General features: G+C 73.7%; 22 protein-coding genes and 1 riboswitch. Of the genes, 13 read left to right on the top strand and 9 right to left on the bottom strand.

What is annotated here, in order from left to right:
- Nucleotides 1-102 precede the first annotated feature (102 nt).
- Nucleotides 103-417, bottom strand: a complete 315-nt coding sequence (locus FB388_RS34150; protein WP_142106809.1) for a DMT family transporter — start codon at nt 415-417, stop codon at nt 103-105.
- Nucleotides 418-432: 15 nt separating this feature from the next.
- Nucleotides 433-499: riboswitch (guanidine-III (ykkC-III) riboswitch) on the bottom strand.
- A gap of 165 nt (nt 500-664) precedes the next feature.
- On the opposite strand from FB388_RS34150, the gene FB388_RS34145 reads away from it, so the two are divergent.
- Both FB388_RS34145 and FB388_RS34140 read left to right on the top strand, forming a co-directional pair.
- A complete protein-coding gene (locus FB388_RS34145) occupies nt 665-1,207 on the top strand; it encodes a dihydrofolate reductase family protein (protein WP_142106808.1) in 543 nt (180 codons plus the stop codon).
- Between the two features lie 60 nt (nt 1,208-1,267).
- Entirely contained in the window at nt 1,268-1,744 is a 477-nt protein-coding gene (locus FB388_RS34140; RefSeq protein ID WP_246122678.1) for a GNAT family N-acetyltransferase, read from the top strand.
- A 14-nt stretch (nt 1,745-1,758) separates the two neighbouring features.
- On the opposite strand, the gene FB388_RS34135 is transcribed toward FB388_RS34140, so the two are convergent.
- From FB388_RS34135 to FB388_RS34125, 3 genes are all read right to left on the bottom strand, one after another.
- Nucleotides 1,759-2,370 (bottom strand): FMN-binding negative transcriptional regulator, encoded by a 612-nt coding sequence (locus FB388_RS34135; protein WP_142106806.1) that lies wholly within the window; start codon nt 2,368-2,370, stop codon nt 1,759-1,761.
- A gap of 66 nt (nt 2,371-2,436) precedes the next feature.
- Nucleotides 2,437-3,249 (bottom strand): aminoglycoside 3-N-acetyltransferase, encoded by an 813-nt coding sequence (aac(3), locus tag FB388_RS34130; RefSeq protein ID WP_142106805.1) that lies wholly within the window; start codon nt 3,247-3,249, stop codon nt 2,437-2,439.
- Nucleotides 3,250-3,299: 50 nt separating this feature from the next.
- On the bottom strand, nt 3,300-3,656 hold the full coding sequence (locus tag FB388_RS34125; protein ID WP_142106804.1) for a YybH family protein: 357 nt from the start codon (nt 3,654-3,656) through the stop codon (nt 3,300-3,302).
- Between the two features lie 47 nt (nt 3,657-3,703).
- Between FB388_RS34125 and FB388_RS34120 the strand changes: the two genes are divergently transcribed.
- Nucleotides 3,704-4,054 (top strand): VOC family protein, encoded by a 351-nt coding sequence (locus FB388_RS34120; RefSeq protein WP_142106803.1) that lies wholly within the window; start codon nt 3,704-3,706, stop codon nt 4,052-4,054.
- 3 nt (nt 4,055-4,057) lie between these two features.
- Here the strand turns inward: FB388_RS34120 and FB388_RS34115 are convergent, their stop codons facing one another.
- Nucleotides 4,058-5,173 (bottom strand): methyltransferase, encoded by a 1,116-nt coding sequence (locus FB388_RS34115; protein WP_142106802.1) that lies wholly within the window; start codon nt 5,171-5,173, stop codon nt 4,058-4,060.
- A 195-nt stretch (nt 5,174-5,368) separates the two neighbouring features.
- Here FB388_RS34115 and FB388_RS34110 point away from each other — a divergent pair, with 195 nt between their 5' ends.
- Entirely contained in the window at nt 5,369-5,650 is a 282-nt protein-coding gene (locus tag FB388_RS34110) for a hypothetical protein (RefSeq protein WP_142106801.1), read from the top strand.
- 10 nt (nt 5,651-5,660) lie between these two features.
- Here the strand turns inward: FB388_RS34110 and FB388_RS34105 are convergent, their stop codons facing one another.
- Both FB388_RS34105 and FB388_RS34100 read right to left on the bottom strand, forming a co-directional pair.
- Entirely contained in the window at nt 5,661-6,050 is a 390-nt protein-coding gene (locus FB388_RS34105) for a VOC family protein (RefSeq protein ID WP_142106800.1), read from the bottom strand.
- 41 nt (nt 6,051-6,091) lie between these two features.
- Nucleotides 6,092-6,544 (bottom strand): anthrone oxygenase family protein, encoded by a 453-nt coding sequence (locus tag FB388_RS34100; protein ID WP_142106799.1) that lies wholly within the window; start codon nt 6,542-6,544, stop codon nt 6,092-6,094.
- Between the two features lie 53 nt (nt 6,545-6,597).
- Between FB388_RS34100 and FB388_RS34095 the strand changes: the two genes are divergently transcribed.
- Nucleotides 6,598-7,188 carry a GNAT family N-acetyltransferase gene (locus FB388_RS34095; protein ID WP_142106798.1) on the top strand — a complete coding sequence of 197 codons (591 nt, stop codon included), beginning with the start codon at nt 6,598-6,600 and terminating at the stop codon, nt 7,186-7,188.
- 254 nt (nt 7,189-7,442) lie between these two features.
- Nucleotides 7,443-8,201: a GntR family transcriptional regulator gene (locus FB388_RS34090; protein ID WP_142106797.1), complete on the top strand. Its 759-nt coding sequence runs from the start codon at nt 7,443-7,445 to the stop codon at nt 8,199-8,201.
- Here the strand turns inward: FB388_RS34090 and FB388_RS34085 are convergent.
- Complete coding sequence (locus FB388_RS34085; RefSeq protein ID WP_142106796.1) at nt 8,198-8,695, bottom strand: VOC family protein; 498 nt, start codon at nt 8,693-8,695, stop codon at nt 8,198-8,200. The two genes, FB388_RS34090 and FB388_RS34085, sit on opposite strands and share 4 nt — an antisense overlap.
- An 82-nt stretch (nt 8,696-8,777) precedes the next feature.
- Between FB388_RS34085 and FB388_RS34080 the strand changes: the two genes are divergently transcribed.
- From FB388_RS34080 to FB388_RS34065, 4 genes are all read left to right on the top strand, one after another.
- A complete protein-coding gene (locus tag FB388_RS34080; protein ID WP_142106795.1) occupies nt 8,778-9,272 on the top strand; it encodes a MarR family winged helix-turn-helix transcriptional regulator in 495 nt (164 codons plus the stop codon).
- 66 nt (nt 9,273-9,338) lie between these two features.
- Entirely contained in the window at nt 9,339-10,082 is a 744-nt protein-coding gene (locus tag FB388_RS34075; RefSeq protein ID WP_142106794.1) for a phosphoglyceromutase, read from the top strand.
- A 122-nt stretch (nt 10,083-10,204) separates the two neighbouring features.
- Nucleotides 10,205-11,425: a sensor histidine kinase gene (locus tag FB388_RS34070; protein WP_281290520.1), complete on the top strand. Its 1,221-nt coding sequence runs from the start codon at nt 10,205-10,207 to the stop codon at nt 11,423-11,425.
- Between the two features lie 13 nt (nt 11,426-11,438).
- A complete protein-coding gene (locus tag FB388_RS34065; protein WP_142106793.1) occupies nt 11,439-12,128 on the top strand; it encodes a response regulator transcription factor in 690 nt (229 codons plus the stop codon).
- A gap of 927 nt (nt 12,129-13,055) precedes the next feature.
- Here FB388_RS34065 and FB388_RS34060 read toward each other — a convergent pair.
- Entirely contained in the window at nt 13,056-13,238 is a 183-nt protein-coding gene (locus tag FB388_RS34060; RefSeq protein WP_142106792.1) for a DUF4236 domain-containing protein, read from the bottom strand.
- Between the two features lie 182 nt (nt 13,239-13,420).
- On the opposite strand from FB388_RS34060, the gene FB388_RS34055 reads away from it, so the two are divergent.
- Genes FB388_RS34055 through FB388_RS34045 form a run of 3 tightly spaced genes read left to right on the top strand, consistent with a single transcriptional unit; the run spans nt 13,421 to nt 16,886 of the window.
- Complete coding sequence (locus FB388_RS34055) at nt 13,421-14,431, top strand: Ppx/GppA family phosphatase (protein WP_142106791.1); 1,011 nt, start codon at nt 13,421-13,423, stop codon at nt 14,429-14,431.
- Nucleotides 14,428-16,053 (top strand): hypothetical protein, encoded by a 1,626-nt coding sequence (locus FB388_RS34050; protein WP_142106790.1) that lies wholly within the window; start codon nt 14,428-14,430, stop codon nt 16,051-16,053. Before FB388_RS34055 ends, FB388_RS34050 begins: the two co-directional genes overlap by 4 nt.
- A complete protein-coding gene (locus FB388_RS34045) occupies nt 16,050-16,886 on the top strand; it encodes a sugar phosphate isomerase/epimerase family protein (RefSeq protein ID WP_142106789.1) in 837 nt (278 codons plus the stop codon). Before FB388_RS34050 ends, FB388_RS34045 begins: the two co-directional genes overlap by 4 nt.
- Nucleotides 16,887-16,897: the final 11 nt, after the last annotated feature.

Genomic DNA, 16,897 nt, shown 5'->3' with positions numbered 1-16,897 from the left:
GAGCCGTCGGACCGGCCCTGATGTCCAGCTGACGACGGGACCGGTACGGAACCGGCGGGTGCCGCGAACCAGCGCCCCGAGTTCCGACCGGCCCGTTCAGCGTTAGTGCATGAACTTCAGACCCACGACCCCGGCCACGATCGCAACCAGGCACAGCAGTCGCGCCACGCTCGCAGGCTCGCCGAGCGCGACAATGCCGTATGTGGCCGTGCCGACCGCGCCGATCCCCACCCAGATCGCGTACCCCGTCCCGACCGGGATCGTCCGCAGGGCGATCGCCAGCCCGACCATGCTGAGCACCAGCGCCACCCCGAACACGACCGACGGGACGAGGCGGGTGAAGCCCCGGGACTGGGACAGGGCCGCAGCCCACACCGTCTCCAGAACACCCGACACGATCAGCGCGATCCACGCCATGACGCACCTCCACCGGAGGCGTCGTCTTTGCGAGCCGGGTACGACGCACTCGTCCGGGGAGGCCGCCGTCTTGCGGCTCCGGTATGAACGGTAGCCACCCGAGTGCGGCTTCACGACCTTTGGTGACCGATCTGGCCACTACGCTCCGCGCAATGGAAGCGAGGAGCCGAGCAGGCGGACCGGCCCGTTCCGCGGATTGCTCCGTCGATGCCGATGAGTTCTTGACGTGCGCGGGGTCGTTAGCGGCATGAGCGATGCGGGTACCGGCCCGGGCAAGGTCGTGGTGAACAGGGCGATGTCGCTGGACGGCTTCATCGCAGGCCCCGACAACGCGATGGACTGGATCTTCGAGCACCTGAGGGACGACTTGTTCCCAGAGGTCATGGCGGCTACCGGTGCCATGCTCGTCGGCCGGGGCACCCACGAGGTCGCCAAGCGGATGTCCCCCGAGGACACCGACTACGAGGGGGGACCGGTCTTCGTCCTGACGCACCGGCCGCCGGACGAGCCGGAGCAAGGGGTCACGTTCCTCACCTGCGACCTCGCGGAGGCCGTCGCGACGGCGCGCGCCGCCGCGGGCCGGAAGAACCTGGAGGTCCTCGGTGCCGACCTGGCCAGTCAGTGCCTGCAGCGAGGGCTGGTCGACGAGGTCCTGGTGTACGTCCTGCCGGTGCTGCTCGGCGACGGCGTGCGCTTCTCGACACCGGGTCTGGGTCGGGTCGACCTGGAACCGTTCGGCAACACGCAGGCGGGGCCCGTGACGATGCTCCGCTTCCGCGTCCGGAAGTAGGCCGCGCTGGTTGCCGAGGTCCGGGACGCGACGCCGGCCGACGCCCACGCCATCGCCTGCGTGCTGGTGCGGTCCTGGCGCGCCGCCTACCGCGGGCTGCTGCCCGACGACGTACTGGCCGGCCTGTCCATCCCCGACCGGGAGCGGTTCTGGTCGGACGCCCTCACCGCCCGCGCGCCGCACACCCGCGCGGTCGTCGCGACGATCGCGGGCGATGTGGTCGGCTTCGCCGCGACCGGTCCGCCGCTCGTACCCGCGGACCGGGCCGACCCCACTCTCGGCGACCTCTACGCGCTCTACCTCGACCCGGAGGTCTGGCGCCGCGGCATCGGCGGCCGGCTCCACACCGCGGCCCTCGACCGCCTCGGATCCTGCGGCTTCACCCACGCCGGCCTGTGGGTCCTCGACACGAACGAACGCGCCCTGCGGTTCTACCTGCGCCACGGCTGGACCGACACCGGACGGTCCCAGCTCGACCGCGGACCCGGTGGCACCGAGCTGCACGAACGACGGCTCCACCGCGACCTGAGCGACTGAGCCGATCCCGGTGGTCAGGGCCGGTGCGTCGCGACCGCTTCGGCGCCCGCGGCGTCCCCCACCGCCCGCAGCCCCGCGACCACGCCGTCGACGTCGGCGGCGGGCCGGTTCTGGCTGAGCTTGAACTTCGCGTCGATGCGCTCGATCCGCACCTCGACCCCGACGATCGCGCGCAACTGCCCCCGGTAGAACTTCTCGGGCGCGTCGTCGACACCCCACGGGGCCGGGTTGCCGGCTTCGTGCGCGTCGGTCAGCCGCCGCACGAGCGACTCGACCCAGTCGACGTCGTCGTGGACGGTGACGGGCCCGTGGACGTGCGCTGTCACGTAGTTCCAGGTGGGGACGACGCGTCCGTGCTCGGCCTTCGACGGGTACCAGTTCGGGCTGATGTAGGAGTCCGGGCCGCGGACGATCACCAGGCCACGTTGCCCGTCGGCCCGCTTCCAGTGGTCGTTGTTGCGGGCGAAGTGGCCGAGCAGCGTGCCGTGGTCGCGGTCGTGGAAGAGCGGCAGCATCGTGGCCTCGAGGCCGTCGGGGCCTGCCGTGATCAGGTCCGCTGCGCGGTGGCGGGCGAGCAGGAGCTGCACGTCGTCTTCGTCGGGGGCGAACTGGGTGGGCACGTACACGTCCGCATCCTGCAACGGCGGGTGGACTCCTGCGATGGCCAATCGACGCCGGAACCAAGAGGCCAATCAGTGGGGCCGGTGCTTCTCCATCCACGCGACCGCGAACGCGCACATCTCCGGCGCGTCCACGAGAACGCTCTCGGCCTCGCCGACCACGCCGCGCGCGCCCCGCCCGCTCGCGAGGAAGTCCCGCACGATCTCGGCGAAGTAGTCCTCGGCGAACCCGTCGACGACGGGGTTGCCGGTGTCGAACTCCTCCACCGCGTGCCACTCGACGCCGTGACCGGTGGCGAGCGGCACCTCGTAGCGGATCACCCGCTTGCCCGGCAGGTCGGCGAGGTGTTCCGCGTGGTGCAGCAGCGTCATCGTGTCGAGCGGCGCGCCGATCATGACGACCTTGCCGCCCGCCTCCACCAGCTTCGCCAGCGGCGAACCGGGGCCGTAGCCGTAGTCGAGCGGGTGGTCCTCGGTGAACCAGCCGGCCCGGGCCCCGAGCGCGGCCACGGACGCTCCCGGGTTGCCGCTGCGCAGCGCGCCCGGCATGGTGCGCAGGAACTCGGGAAGCGCGCCGTTGTCGCGGATGGCGCGCGACGCGCGCGCGTCGAACGGTGGGATGTGGGCCCGCCAGCGGTCGGGCACCCGGCCGTCGGGATCGAGCAGCTCGTCGTAGCGAGCGTCCCAGTCGGTGTAGGCGAGGACGGTGCCGCCGGGCGACACCGCGTCGAGCAGTGCTCCGATGACCGCGTCCGGCCCGTTGAGCAGCCGCCCCACCTTGCTGAGGGCGCCGTGCGCGAGAACCGCGTCGCCCGGTCGCAGCCCGAGCCGCTCGAGGTCCGCCCGGAGATCGGCACGAGTGATGAACCTGGACCGCTCGACCACGCGAGCGACCGTACTGAGCCCGGCGCGGCGGCGCGCGCGAATTTCCGCTGCTACGTGACGTTCGGTCGGTCCAGCACCCAGCGCCACGTGCCGTCGGGCTGCCGCCGCGCGACCTCCGCGGTGGCTCCGGCGCCACCGGGCAGGCGGGTGGCGGTGAGCGCCAGCTCCCCGAGGCGCAGTGCCGGATGCTGCGCGCCCGCCGCGAAGCGCGGTGCCGACGCGACCAGATCCGAGTAGAACCGGTGGATCTCGGCCTCGCCGCGCACCTCCCCGCCGTCGGGCGTGGCCAGCACGGCGTCCGGCTCGTACAGCGCCACCAGGCCCGCGACGTCGCCCGCGTTGGCGCGCTCCACGAACAGGCAGCTCAGGTCCTCGGGTTCCCGGGCGACATCCCTGCTTCCGGACACGGGTACGTGCTACCAGCAGGCACCGACAACTCTTCTACGGTGCGGTGATGCGCATCCGCCTCCAGCAGATCGTGATCGACAGCCGGGAGCCGGCCCGCCTGGTCCGCTTCTGGGCCGCGCTGCTGGGTGGCGAGCCCGTGGACCGGGCCGACGGGTGGGCGTACGTCGTCGCGCCCGGCTTCCCGCCGTTGACGTTCCAGCTCGTGCCGGAGGCGAAGGCGGGCAAGAACCGGCTGCACCTCGATCTGGAGGTCGACCCGGGGGAGATCCCCGCGGCCGTCGAGCAGGCGGCCGAGCTCGGGGCGACGCCCGTCGGCGGTCTCGTCGTCGACGAGAGCGGGCGGTTCCACGTGCTCACCGACCCGGAGGGCAACGAGTTCTGCTTCGTCTCGGACTGAGGGTCACCGACCGAGCCGCCACAGCGCGACCGTCTCCCGGCCGCGCAGCCCGGCGAGCGGGTCGTCGTCGGGCCGGGCCCGGGTCGCGGGGCGGGCCGTGAGGCGGTCCAGTACGACCAGGCCGGCCGCCGAGACGAGTGCCGGCACCGTCGCGGGGTCGCGCAGCCCGAGCAGCTCCGGCAGGTCCGACACGACGAGCCACGCCTCGCCCCGCTGCGTCAGGTGGTCGGGCAGCCCGCGGACGAACGCCGAGAGCATCGCGCCGCGCCGGTCGTAGATGCCCGCCTCCAGCGCCGACGCCGGGGGGCCCGGCATCCAGGGCGGGTTGCACACCACCAGGTCGGCGCGCCCCGGGGGGAACAGGCTGCGCTGCAGCACCGTCGATCGCTCGGCGAACCCCATGCGGTCCAGGTTCTCCCGCGCGCAGGCGACGGCGCGGGCCTCGATGTCGGTGGCCACGACCGTCGGCACCCCTCTGTGCAGCAGGAGCGCGGCCAGCACACCGGTCCCGGTGCCGATGTCGAACGCCCGCCGTGCCGGCGGGAGCGGAGCCTGCGCGACCAGGTCGACGTAGTCGGTGCGGGTCGGTGCGAAGACCCCGTGGTGGGGGTGGATCCGCGCACCGAGCGCCGGGACCGGGATGCCCGTCCGGCGCCACTCGTGGGCGCTCTGCACGCCGATCAGCTCGCGCAGCGCGAGCACCGCCGACGTATCGGACGGTCCGTAGACCTCCCGGCACGCGGCGGCCACGTCCGGGGCCCGGGGCAGGTCGAGCAGGTGGCCGGCGCCCAGCTCGACCAGTACGGCGCCCAGCAGGTGGGCGCGGCGGGCACGGTGCTGCCGCTGCCGGTGGAACTCCGCGGCGGGTGGCAGCTGCCGGCGCCGGTCGGCGGCGCGGTCGATGCGGCGGGCCATCGCGTCGAGCAGCGTGCGTGCGTTGTGGTGGTCGCCCCACCAGAGCAGACCGGCACCGTCGGCGGCGAGCCTGCACGCGCGGTCGGCGGACAGGTCGTCGCCGACGACGTGGACGGGGGCGGGCGGTCGGCGGCCGTCGGCGGTGAGCCAGCGTGCTCGCCGTAGGACGCCGCCTTCCCGCCAGGAGACGGAAGGTGGATGCACTGGAGGGATCCCGGGATTCCGGGAGCGGCCTCCGGCCGGGCGACCGGCACGGTACGCCGAGCAACCGTCCGGAGACGGCTCCGCTGGTAGGTGGGCAGGGCCGTCAGACGGACGGTCCGCGCCACCTCACTCTTCCGGCGATCATCGGCCCACCCTACCGCTTGTGCCGGTGTGTGACCCGGCGCATAGTGAAGCATGGCCCGGTTCGATGTGGCGTCCCGCGCGTCGTTCCGGTCGGAGCGGGTGTTCGTGTCGGCGCGCATCTCGATCTCGGTGACGGTGCGCTCGCTCGGCCGGGCGTGGACGGGGCGGGACCACCGCCTCGTGGCCGAGCTGAGCGAGTACTCGACCCACGCCGACCTGCTCGACATCCGAGCCACGCTCGACCGGTACGCCGACGAGGACACCGCGCCGATCCGCGAGATCCTGGCCGGTCGGGTCCGCCGCCCGGTGCGGGCGATCGGCGGGATCGGGTAGCCCGTCGGGGTCAGCCGCCCGGCTGGACGCAGAACTCACCCCCTTCGGGGTCGGCGAGCACCACCCAGTCCTCGACCTCGGCGAGCACGCGCGCGCCCAGCCCGACGAGCCGCGCCACCTCGGCCTCGACCTCGGGGGCGCGCAGGTCCAGGTGCACCCGGTTCTTGACGGTCTTCGGCTCCGGTACCCGCGTGAACCACAACCGCGGCCCGCCGCCCGCCACCGGCTCGACCAGCACCGACGGGTCGTCCTCCGGGCCGTCGACGCCCATCGCCCGCAGCCGCGCGAGCTCCGCGTCGTCGTAGGGGGCCACCCGGTACCCGTCGAGCGCGGACGCCCAGAACCGCGCGAGCGATGCCGGATGCCGGCAGTCGAAGACCACGTCGCCGAGAGCGCCCACGTCGGCAGCATCGCCCCTCGCTGCCGCGGGTGCACCGGAATTCAGCGGCGGGTGCCCGCCCGCAGTGCCACGGCCGCCCCGGCGACGACCAGTAGCCGGACCCGGTTCACCGCGTGCCAGTGGCGGACCAGCCGCTGCCGTTCGGCCCGGTCCTCCTCGCCGCCGTCGAGCAACGGGAGGTTGACCGCGCGCACCAGGTGAGCGGTCATCGCAGCCCCCGCGGTCGCGAGCAGGCCGGCGGCCGCGAGGGCCGGCCGGTCGCGCCGCCGTCCCCAGCCGGTGGCGACGCACGCGAACGTCGCGGCCAGGGTGAGCGGCGCGGCGGGCAGGTAGTAGCGGACCGGGCTGCCCGGCGCGAACGGGCCGCCCGCCGGGGGATGCTCGGCGATGCGGGCCGGCATCCCGGTCACCTCCTCGTACAGGTTCCCGAAGAACCAGTGCGCGAGGCCCACCTCGGCCGCGGTTCGCAGGGGGACGCGCAGGCGTGGCCGCATCCGGCAATCGTGCCCTGCCGCTCGCTCCCAACCCGCGATGGGAGGCTGACCGGATGGACGTCGAAGCCGTCGTCGCCCCGGTCACCGCGGCAGGCTGGGCCGACCTCGAGGCGGTGTTCGGCATGCGGGGCGATCCCGCGCGCTGCTGGTGCCAGTGGTTCTACGCGGGCGCCGAGGTCGGAGGCGGCGCCGTCGGGGAGAGGAACCGCGAGGCGCTGCGCACCCAGGTGCGGCAGGGGCCTGCCCCCGGCGTGCTCGCCCACCGCGATGGCGAACCGGTGGGGTGGTGCGCGGTGGCGCCGCGACCCACCTACACGCGGCTGCAGCGCTCCGAGGTGCTGCGGGGGACGCCCGCGGCGGAGCTGGCCGACCCGACGGTCTGGTCGGTCACCTGTTTCGTCGTCCGGGTGGGTCACCGGCGCGGCGGGCTGTCGCGGGTCCTGCTCGACGGCGCTGTGCGGCTGGCGCGGGAGGGCGGGGCGCGCGTCGTCGAGGGCTACCCGGTCGACGTGACGGCGAAGGCCCGCACGTCGTCGGCCGAGCTGTACCACGGCCCGCTGTCGACGTTCCTCGCCGCGGGGTTCCGGGAGGTCGCGAGGCCGCGCCCGGCGCGCCCGGTCGTGCGGCTGGAACCGACCCCGTGACGGGCGAAGTGGCGTGATGCACCACACCTGGTTGCCCCCGGCATGCCGCTCTGGTGCACTGGCGGCATGGTCACGGCGCTCGTCCCGCAACGGCGGGCATTCTGCGTCTGCCTGATCGGGGCCGACCAGCTCTCCGTCGACGACCGCCGGTGTCGTCCGCAGCCGGCCTGCTGACGCGCACCCGCTCCTCCTGCGGCCCGCGGCAGGCCACACGCGCCGACCGTCGCACCGCAGAAGATCGGGAGCCCCGACCGATGACCGCCGCCACCCTCGACCGCCTCGCCGTCGAGCCGCTATGGGCACAGCTGCTCGCCGACCTGCGCCGACGGCTCGACCAGGACGAGTTCGCCGCCAGCTTCCCGGGCGAGCTCGCCCTCGTCGCCGAGTACGGGGTGAGCCGCCACACGGTGCGCGAGGCCGTGCGCAGGCTCCGTGAGGAGGGCCTCGTCATCGCCGGCCGCGGACGCACCCCGCGTCGCGCTGAGCAGGCCGAGATCGAGCAGCCGCTCGGGGAGATCTTCAGCCTGTTCTCCGCCGTGGAGGCGGCCGGGCGGGTCCAGCGCAGCGTCGTGCGCACCCTCGACGTGCGCGCCGACGGCGTGGTGGCCGCACGGCTCGGCCTCGAGGAGTCCACACCGCTGGTGCACCTTGAGCGGCTGCGCCTCGCCGACTCGGAGCCGCTCGCCGTCGACCGCGTGTGGCTGCCCGAGCGGCTGGCCGCCCCCCTGCTCGACGTCGACTTCGGGCGCACTGCGCTCTACACCGTCTACGCGTCGCGGTGCGGGGTGCACGTGACCGGCGGGAGCGAGCGCGTACGCGCCGTCATACCCGGCTCGGGCGAGCGGGAGCTCCTCGCGATCCCCGACGGCGTCGCCGCGTTCGCGATCGACCGGCTGGGCTGCGCGGGCGAGCGGCCCGTCGAGTGGCGCCAGACGCTCGTGCGTGCCGACCGCTTCAGCGTCACCGCCCGGTTCTCGGCCCGCGAGGGCTACCGGATGGACATCTCCGCCTAGACGGAGACCCCGACGCCGCCACGGGTCTGGGCGCCGTACTCGGCGATGGCCGCGTCGAGGTCGAGCGGGACGGTCTGCATGCCGACGTCGGGCCCGAGCCGGTCGGCCGGCACCAGCCAGGACACCTCGAACTCGAGGCCGTCGGGGTCGTGGGCGTAGAGCGCCTTCGTGGTGCCGTGGTCGGAAGCGCCCACGAGTGCACCGTTCTCCTTGAGCACGCCCGCGAGCCTGCGCAGCTCGGCGAGCGTGTCGACCTCCCACGCCAGGTGGTAGAGCCCCACCGTGGAGCGGCCCGCCGCGGAAGCACCCGCCGCGGCGCCGATGGCGAACAGGCCGAGGTCGTGGTCGTTCGTGGAGCCCTCCGCCTGCAGGAACGCGGCGCGCTCCGGGATCTCGTTGACGACGCGGAACCCGAGCGCCTCGGCGTAGAACGTGACGCTGCGGGCGAGGTCGCGCACGTAGAGGACGGCGTGGTTGAGCCGCTGGACCGGCATGGCCCCTCCAATGATTGAGACTTCAACTGCATCCTAGCCAAAAACGTATGAATGTTCAACTTTCAGGGGTTATCCTGGGTCCGTGAGCGGTGACGAGACCCGGTGGCTGGAGCCGGATGAGCTGGAGACGTGGCTCTCCTACGTGGCGGCGACAACCCTTCTGGAGGGTGCGCTGGACCGCCAGCTCCAGCGCGACGCGGGGATGCCGCACGCCTACTACCAGATCCTGGCCATGCTGTCGGAGGTCCCGGACCGCAGCTTGCGCATGAGCGAGCTCGCCGCCATCACCCAGAGCTCGCAGAGCCGCCTCTCCCACGCCATCGCGCGGCTGGAGCGCAAGGGGTGGGTGCGGCGCAAGCCGTGCCCGGCCGACCGGCGCAGCACGTTCGCGCAGCTCACCGAGGAGGGCTTCGCGGCACTCGCCGCCGCGGCACCGGGCCATGTACGCACGGTGCGTCGGCACCTGTTCGACCGACTGACCCCCGAGCAGGTCGATCAGCTCCACGAGATCACCCGAGCGGTGCTCGAGGGGCTGGGTGTCGCCGACGGCGACGCGCAGGCCGTCCTACCGCGCTGACCGTGTTCCAGACGTCACTGCGCAGCCCGACGGTGGCCACCTGACCGGTGCCGGGCGCCTGGCAGAGTGGCGCGCATGGGAACACTGGTGCTGCTGCGGCACGGGCAGAGCGTGTGGAACGCGGAGAACCTGTTCACCGGGTGGGTGGACGTGCCGCTGTCCGAGACCGGGGAGCGGGAGGCCCGTCGCGGCGGCGAGCTGATGCGCGACGCCGGCCTGCTGCCCGACGTCGTGCACACGTCGCTGCTCCGGCGCGCGATCTCCACCGCGAACATCGCCCTGGACGCGTGCGACCGCCACTGGATCCCCGTGCGGCGGGACTGGCGGCTCAACGAACGCCACTACGGCGCGCTGCAGGGCAAGGACAAGAAGCAGACGCTGGAGCAGTTCGGCGAGGCGCAGTTCATGGAGTGGCGTCGCTCGTACGACGTGCCCCCGCCGCCCATCGACCCGGGATCCGAGTTCGACCAGGAGGGTGACCCCCGGTACGCGGCCGGTGAGGTGCCGCGCACCGAGTGCCTCGCCGACGTCGTCGAGCGGTTCCTGCCGTACTGGGAGTCCGCGGTCGTGCCCGACCTGCGCGCCGGGAAGGTCGTGCTGCTCGCCGCGCACGGCAACTCCCTGCGGGCGCTGGTGAAGCACCTGGACAAGATCTCCGACGAGGAGATCGTCGGGCTGAACATCCCCACCGGCATCCCGCTGCGCTACGAGCTCGACGACGAGCTGCGCCCGACCGTCCCGCGGGGCGAGTACCTCGACCCGGACGCCGCGGTCGCCGCCGCGGCCGCAGTGGCGGCGCAGGGTAGGTGACACCCGCCTGGGTGAACTGAGCGTGAACGGCGGGGGAATTTAGCCGTTCCGCGACGTCAGGCACGTCACGACGGGCCTTCCGAGCTGGCCTGATGGGTGGTCGGCCTGCCTACCATGCGCTCGTGGACGCGCTGCTCTGCGTGGCGATCGCGGCCGGTGCGCTCGTGCTCGGCATCATGCTCGGGCTCCGTTGGGGGCACCGGCGCGAAGAGCCCATCCCGGCGCAGGCCGCGCCGGCGCCCGAACCGCCGGTGGCCGACCTGCTGGAGCGGGTGTTCCGATCCACCGACGAGGGCCTCGCCGTGCTCGACAGCGGCGGCGACGTCGTGCTGCACAACCCGCGCGCCGCCGAGCTCGGCGTGGTGCGCGGCGGCCTGCCCGACGCGCGCGCCGCCACCGCGAGCCAGCGGGTCCTCAGCGCGGGGATGACCGTGGACGTCGACCTCTCGCCGCTCGACCACCGCGGCCGTCAGCCCGCGGCCGTGCTGGCCCACGTGCGCCCGCTCGGCGACGGCTACAGCATGGTCGAGGCGGCCGACACGTCCGAGGCGGTGCGGCTCGAGGCCACCCGGCGCGACTTCGTGGCGAACGTCAGCCACGAGCTGAAGACCCCGGTGGGCGCCATGGGGCTGCTCGCCGAAGCCGTGCTCGACGCGGCCGACGACCCGACCGAGGTGCGCCGGTTCAGCACGAAGATCCTCAACGAGGCCAACCGCCTGGGCAACCTCGTCACCGAGCTGATCGCCCTCTCCCGGCTCACCGGCGCGGAACGACTGCCCGAGCTGCAGGTCGTGGACGTCGACGAGGTCGTGCAGGAGGCGCTCGCCCGGTCGCGGCTGTCGGCCGAGTCGGCCGGCATCGAGATCATCGTCGACCGGCCGACCGGGCTCGAGGTCGACGGCGACCTGACGCTGCTGGTCACCGCCCTGTCGAACCTCGTCGAGAACGCCATCGCGTACTCGCCGGCCGACTCCGCGGTATCCGTGTCGCGCAGGCGCTGCGGGAGGTGGGTCGAGATCGCCGTCACCGACCGCGGTATCGGCATCGCACCCGAGCACCAGAAGCGCGTGTTCGAACGCTTCTTCCGCGTCGACCCCGCCCGCTCCCGCGCCACCGGCGGCACCGGCCTAGGCCTGGCGATCGTCAAGCACGTGCTCGCCAACCACGGCGGCGAGGTGCGGCTGTGGAGCAGTCCGGGCACCGGTTCGACGTTCACGATGCGCCTGCCCGCGCACGTCGAGCCGGGCACGGAGCCCGCGCTGCCGGCGCAGGGCGCGCTGTCCGACCACGGACCGGTCGACCCCACGAACCGGCCCGTCGATGTGCCCGACCGCGTCGGGTGAGGTGAGGAGATCCATGACAAGGGTGCTCATCGTCGAGGACGAGGAGTCCTTCGCCGACCCGCTCGCGTTCCTGCTCCGCAAGGAAGGGTTCACGACGGCCGTCGCCAACACCGGCCAGGATGCGCTCGAGGAGTTCGACCGCAACGGTGCCGACATCGTGCTGCTCGACCTCATGCTCCCCGGCATGAGCGGCACCGACGTCTGCAAGGCCCTGCGCACCCGCTCCGCCGTCCCCGTGATCATGGTGACGGCCCGCGACAGCGAGATCGACAAGGTCGTCGGCCTCGAGCTGGGCGCCGACGACTACGTGACCAAGCCGTACTCGGCCCGCGAGCTGATCGCGCGCGTCCGCGCGGTACTGCGCCGCGGCGGCGAGGCGGGCGGCGACACCGACGGCCCGGCCGGCGTGCTCGAGGCCGGCCCCGTCCGGATGGACGTCGAGCGGCACGTCGTGTCGGTCAACGGCTCGGACGTGGCCCTGCCGCTCAAGGAGTTCGACCTCCTCGAGTACCTCCTGCGCAACGTCGGGCGCGTGCTCACCCGCGGGCAACTGATCGACCGCGTGTGGGGCGCCGACTACGTGGGCGACACGAAGACCCTCGACGTCCACGTCAAGCGGCTGCGCTCGAAGGTCGAGGCCGACCCCTCCGCCCCGCGCCACCTGGTGACGGTGCGCGGGCTGGGGTACAAGTTCGAGGCCTAGACGCGCCAGCCGGGTGGGCGTGCACATCGTGCGGCGTCGGTGCACATGTCCGGCGGTGTGCGTCGTGGCGGGATGGTGTGCACGGCGGCCGTGGAGACGTGATTGCGTTCCGCGGAACGTTCGTCGTTGTGCCGGTGTGGTGTCGTCCTGGTGGCGAAGCACTCCGGTGGGCGAGCCCTCCCCGGCTCGGGACGCCCTGCCTCACCTATCTACCCCGGCTGCTGGTGTCGTTGATCCGGTTCGCGTTCCCCGCACCTACCGCGGCGGCTGGCTTGGGTTCACCACCGAATTCTGCGGTTGCTCTGCCGGCCGTCCCCGACGCGGGGGCACGGCGGTCCCCGACAAGCGCCCGGCCTGGGTGCGGCGCAACCTGCGGTGGTCCCGTTCCCACCCCCGACGACCCCAGCAGCGATCCGGGCATGATCAGCGGAATCGGGACGTGAGCCGCACCCATGCAGCTCGTATCCCATCCCTGCTGATCATGAACCTCAGTACGGACGCCTCGTCCCTGGGCTGGTCCGGCCTGACCGTGCGGGAATGGGCCGGGGCCGGGTCGGCACGGCCGCGCCCGGATGACCATGATCCGAACTGGCGGTTGCCCATGGCTGTCCCTACGACCGTGGACGCCCGATACACCGGATCATGAACACCAAGATCGCGCGTATCGGTTGTCCATGGCTGTCGGCACAGCCATCAAGAACCGATGCTCCGGATCATGCCGCGACCACTGCTGGACGGGCTACAGCCGAAGATCGCGATCATGTCGCCGTTCCGCGGCCGAAGGTCCCTCCGCGCCATCAGGACCCGTCGGAGCCCGTGCCGATGGCGGTGACGCACCTCGTGCCCGCCGGCGCGAGCGGTGTGCAGCCACGCGACCCGTCGACCGGGCGCGTCGCCGTACCCGACGTGCGCGGGCGGCTCATGGCGTCACCAGCGACGCCGGCCGCGGGAGCGCAGGTGGCCGGGGCCGGGGGTGTCGATGGTGTGCCGCCGGCTGCGTGCGTTCCAGCTCCACCGTCCGAGCTGCAGTCCCCATGAGCTGAACCCGCGCTCGGTGAGGTGGACGCGGACCGGGCCGAGCCGCAACGTCTTGCGGAGGTGGAAGCGCATGCCTCCAGAGTGCCCGCGATTCGTCCGGATCGCCCGTCCGCTCGGCCGGGACCACCAGACCCTGTGGACAACCATGTGAGGATGTGGACAACTTCCGTATCGATGCAGGTCGGAGCCCCTTCGACGGGAGTCACAACCGGCTTGGTCACGGGAGCGTCACGTCCGCGCAGTAGCCTGGGTCCGTGCGCCTCGGTGTGCTCGACGTCGGTTCCAACACCGTCCACCTCCTCGTGGTGGACGCGCATCGGGGTGCCCACCCCACGCCGATGACGTCGGACAAGACCGGGCTGCGCCTCGCCGAGCACCTCGACGCCACCGGCGCGCTCACGGTTGCCGGGTCCGACGCGCTCGTCCGGGCCGTCGAACGAGGGGGTGCGGCCGCGGCGTCCGCCGGGTGCGACGACCTGATCGCGTTCGCCACGTCGGCGTTGCGCGATGCCACCAACTCGGCAGCGGTGCTGGAGCGCGTGCGGAAGCAGACCGGCGTCGGGCTGGAGGTGCTCCCCGGCGAGGACGAGGCGCGCTACACGTTCCTGGCGGTGCGGCGCTGGTTCGGCTGGTCGGCCGGGCAGCTGCTCGTCCTCGACATCGGCGGCGGCTCCCTCGAGCTGGCCGCCGGCATCGACGAGCAGCCGGCCGTCGCGGCGTCGCTGCCGCTCGGAGCGGCACGGCTCACCCGCGAGTTCTTCCGCACCGACCCGCCGGGTCGCGAGGAGATCGACGCGCTGCGCGAGCACCTCGACGCGCAGCTGGCCCCGGTGGCCAAGGAGTTCCGGCGGGCGAGCTCGCCGGACCTCGTCGTGGGCACCTCGAAGACGTTCCGCTCCCTCGCCCGCCTCACGGGTGCGGCACCGTCCGGTGCCGGGCTGCGCGTGCGGCGCACGCTCACCGACGTCGGGCTCCGGCAGCTGGCCGCGTTCATCACCCGCATGTCGTCCGACGACCTGGCCGAGCTGGAAGGGGTCAGCGCGAGCCGGGCCCACCAACTCGCCGCGGGCGCGCTCGTAGCAGAGGCCGCGATGCGGGCCCTGCGGGTTCAGCAGCTCGAGATCTGCCCGTGGGCGTTGCGCGAAGGGGTGATCCTCAGGAGGCTCGACACGCTCGATGGGACGGCCCAGATCGACCGTTCGGCGCAGGACGCGCCCGAACGGCTTGGACGCTTGACGACGTACGAGGCACGGTGTACTGGATGAGCTCCGAGACCGACCACCCACGCCAGCGCACAGTCGCCGAGCTGCTCGCCGCGCACGGCGACGGCTCGGTGTCCGGCGGTCGGCGGCGGCGCCGCCGGGATGCCGACGAACCGGAGGAGGACGGCTACGCCGCCCCCGCGGCCGACCCGGCGGACTGGCAGTCAGCGCCGCCCCGGGAGCCGCGCCGGGCCGTACCGGAGCCCCCGCCCCCACCCCCGCCGCCCCCGCCCGTATCGCGGGAGCCCGGCGGCAGGCGCCGAGCCGGTGGCGACGCCGACTGGGCGGCCGACGAGCGGGCGCCCGAGCCGAGGGCCCCGGAGCGGCGGGCGCCGGAGCAGCGGCCCACCGCCCAACGGCCTGCCGACCCGTGGGGCGCCGACGAGCCGGGTTCCGACGACTGGGCGTCCGAACGTTGGGACGGCGGGCAGTGGGAAGGCCAGGACCGGTGGGACGGCGGCCGTCGAGAGGCACCGAACTGGGACGCGCGCCCGGCGCAGGACCAGTGGGACGCGGCGCCGGTGCGCGAGCCCCGCTACGCCGACCCGGAGCCCCCGGAAGCGCCACCGCGACGTGCGCGCCGCGTGCCCGAGGAGCGGGAGGCGCCGGCGTGGGAGGCCCGGGAGGCCGCCCCGGCGTGGGACACCCGGGACGAGCCGCCGCGCCGCTCGCGTGAGCGCGAGGCACCCCCGTGGGAGCCACGCGCCGCCGAGCCGGAGATCGACGGCCGCGAACCCCGTGATCCCCGTGGCCGGGATCCCCGTTCCCGCGCGCCGCGGTCGTGGGACGCCCCGGAGCCCGAGGTCGCCCCTGTCCGGGCGGTCGAGGAGCAGCAGCCCACGGAGCAGATGCCGCAGGTGCGCAGGCCCGCCGATCCGGCGGCCACCAGCCGTATCCAGCAGCCGCGAAGGCGACCCGACCCGGAGCCGGACGATCTCGACGACGACGCGGGCCCGTCCACGATGGTCGGTGCGCCACCGGCCGGCGCCGAGGCGTGGCACCGCAACCGCACCCAGGGCAGGCGCATGCCGCCGGCGCCGGACGACGAGCTGGATCCGGACGACGGCCCGGCCACGATGGTCGGTGCGCCGCCCGCGGGTGCGGAGGCGTGGCACCGCAACCGCACCGACGGCAGGCGCCGCGACGACGACGGCGGCCCGCCCACCCAGGCCGCGCCGCCGGTCCCGTTCGACGACGATGACGACGAGGACGACTACTACCGGGCCGACTACCCGGCGGGGCTCGACCGCAATGGCGTGGGCGAGGAGCCCACCGGCTTCTTCGCGGGCGACGACGCGGATGAGGACGAGGCGCCGGCCCGGCGCCGGTCCGCCCAGACGCAGGAGAAGGAGCAGGCGGCTGCCGGGGGTCCGGCGTGGGCCGCCGTGATCGCGCAGTGGATCGCGGGTGCCATCGGTGGCGCCGCGTTGTGGGTCGGGTTCCGCTTCCTGTGGCGCGACCTCCCGGTGGTCGCGATGGCAGCGGCGGTGCTCGTCACCGTCGGCCTCGTCGTGGTCGTCCGGGCGCTGCTGCGCAGCAGCGACCTGCGCACCACGTTGTTCGCCGTGCTCGTCGGCCTGCTCCTCACCGTCTCCCCGGCCATACTCGTCCTGGTCGGGAAATGACCTCGACGCCGCTCGGGTTGCCACCGGCACCGCCGGTGGTGCTCTCCACCGCCTCGGTCTACCCCGAGTCGGCCCGGGTGGCGTTCGAGCTCGCGGCGGAGCTGGGGTACGACGGCGTCGAGCTGATGGTGTGGACCGACCCGGTCAGCCAGGACGTCGCCGAGGTCGCCCGGCTCGCCGAGCGCACCGGGGTGCCCGTGCTGGCCGTCCACGCGCCCTGCCTGGCCGTCACGCAGCGGGTGTGGAGCGCCGACCCGATCGGCCGGATCAGGCGCTCCGTGGCGGCCGCGACCACCCTCGGCTGCCGCACCGTCGTGCTGCACCCACCGTTCCGCTGGCAGCGCCGGTACGTCGCGCAGTTCTCCGACGAGGTCGCGCGGGCGGGCGAGCACGCCGGGGTGGCGCTCGCCGTGGAGAACATGTTCCCGATCACGCGGTCCGGGGTGCGCACCGTGCCCTACAGCCCGGGGTTCGACCCCACAGAGGTCGGCTACGCCCACTACACGCTCGACCTCTCGCACACCGCGGCCGCCGCCGTCGACGCGCTCGCGCTGCTCGACCGGATGGGATCGGGCCTCACGCACGTCCACCTCGCCGACGGCAGCGGCGCCCCACGCGACGAGCACCTCGTGCCGGGACGCGGCGGCCAGCCGTGCGCGGAGGTCTGCGAGCGCCTCGCCGCCTCCGGGTTCGACGGTGTGGTCGTCATCGAGGTCAGCACGCGGCGCTGCCGCACCCGCCCGGAACGCGCGGCGCTGCTCGCCGAGTCGCTGCTGTTCGCCCGCCTGCACCTGCAGCCGACGGCCCGCCCGGCTCCGGTCCCCGCGCAGTAGACGCCGATCAC

Origin of the sequence: Pseudonocardia cypriaca (assembly GCF_006717045.1) — a bacterium.
Taxonomy (GTDB): Bacteria; Actinomycetota; Actinomycetes; order Mycobacteriales; family Pseudonocardiaceae; genus Pseudonocardia; species Pseudonocardia cypriaca.
The sequence above is the reverse complement of the archived record's forward strand: the minus strand, read 5'-3'. Positions and strand labels throughout refer to the sequence as shown.